The 1,550-nt window shown below is 47.6% G+C and carries 2 protein-coding genes; both read right to left on the bottom strand.

Features of this window, described 5'->3' with window-relative positions; translation table 11 throughout:
• Window positions 1-169 precede the first annotated feature (169 nt).
• Window positions 170-1,021: a pantoate--beta-alanine ligase gene (gene panC, locus B7X71_RS16660; RefSeq protein ID WP_293601555.1), complete on the bottom strand. Its 852-nt coding sequence runs from the start codon at window positions 1,019-1,021 to the stop codon at window positions 170-172.
• The coding region (locus B7X71_RS16655; protein WP_293601554.1) for a ScpA family protein at window positions 1,018-1,550 on the bottom strand (533 nt) is incomplete at its 5' end. The genes B7X71_RS16655 and panC, both read right to left, overlap by 4 nt.

Here is a 1,550-nt window from a genome sequence, read left to right as displayed (position 1 = left end):
AATCACTCAAATTACGTTGGATTCATTCTTTGTCGCCTGCCATGGTGGGCAGATCGAAGTCCTTAAGGCAAAAGGCGCTGCTGGAAAAGTAACGGGTGCTGAATTGGCTAAAGAGTTGAGTTTAGAGATCGGTCACTTCTTCGCACTATAAGCGACAACAAGCTAGAAATTAAATTTCTAGGTTATCAATCAAACGTGTTTTACCAAGCTTGGCAGCTGTCAGAATCACCAGCGGCTCGCCAGCTTGCAAGCTTTCGTCTGAGGCTGGTGCTAAATCGCTTTGCTGGCGAATCGCAATGTAATCGGGTTGCCAGCCGCGTCCAGTGAGAAGATTTATTGCCAATTTTTCAATCTCGATCAATGAATGCGCATTGCGCTCGCTTAAGTCCATTACGCGTGCCCGGACTTCCTTTAAAGCCTTCTGCAGTTCAGGCGCTTCTACGCGCTCTTCAACTGAGAGATAGCCATTGCGAGAGGAGAGGGCAAGGCCATCTTCAGCCCGAATAGTTTCACCAGGAATGATTTCGACTGGGAGGGCAAATTGTTTTGCCATCTGGCGAATAATCATCAACTGTTGATAATCTTTTTTTCCAAACACGGCAACTTTGGGTTGGACGCAAGACAAAAGCTTGAGTACAACAGTGCACACACCTTTAAAGAAGCCGGGGCGGAACTCCCCTTCCAGGATGTCGCCTAGCTGCTGTGGCGGATCTACACGGTACTCTTGGGGCTGTGGGTAGAGGTCTCTTTCAGTTGGTGCAAATAAGATATACACACCTTCTTTTTCCAGCTTATCGATATCTGCCTGCATCGTGCGCGGATAGCTATCAAAATCTTCATTTGGTCCAAACTGGAGACGGTTAACAAAGATACTAGCAACAACTGGATCACCATGTTGTCTGGCAAGGCGCATGAGAGATAAGTGACCCTCATGGAGGTTGCCCATGGTCGGCACAAAGGAAGCGCGATTTTGTCCACGTAAGTGGTCACGCAACTCTTGTATATCGCTAATTATTTTCATGCAACAGGGGTATAGGCGAGACGCACATAAATTGGCGCATATGGCTCAGCCTGAGTAATTTCAACTAAGGCTTCGCGAGAGAGCTCTAGCATCGCAATAAAGTTGACGATTACTATCGGAATGCCTTTGCCAGACTTAATGGCTTCTTCGAATAGCTCGCCGAACTCGACGAATTTAGTGCTTTGTAAGCGACGCAGAATGCGTGTCATGAAATCGCGTACGGATAGTTCTTCACGAGTAATCGTGTGGTGCTGATTAAGTTTTGCACGATGCAACACATCACGCCAAGCCATTTGTAGATCATCTTGATTGACCTCAGGCCAGGTGACGGCAACAGAAGTGTCTACATACCCATGAGCGATTTGGAAGTCACGCCCATGCTGCGGAATTTGATCCAGCTCTTGCGCAGCGAGCTTCATACGCTCATATTCCAAGAGGCGGCGAACCAGTTCAGCACGTGGATCTTCAACCTCTTCATCGCTATCAGCCTTCTTCATTGGCAATAGCATGCGCGATTTAATCTCGATCA

This window comes from Polynucleobacter sp. 39-46-10 (assembly GCF_002282275.1).
The sequence above is the reverse complement of the archived record's forward strand: the minus strand, read 5'-3'. Positions and strand labels throughout refer to the sequence as shown.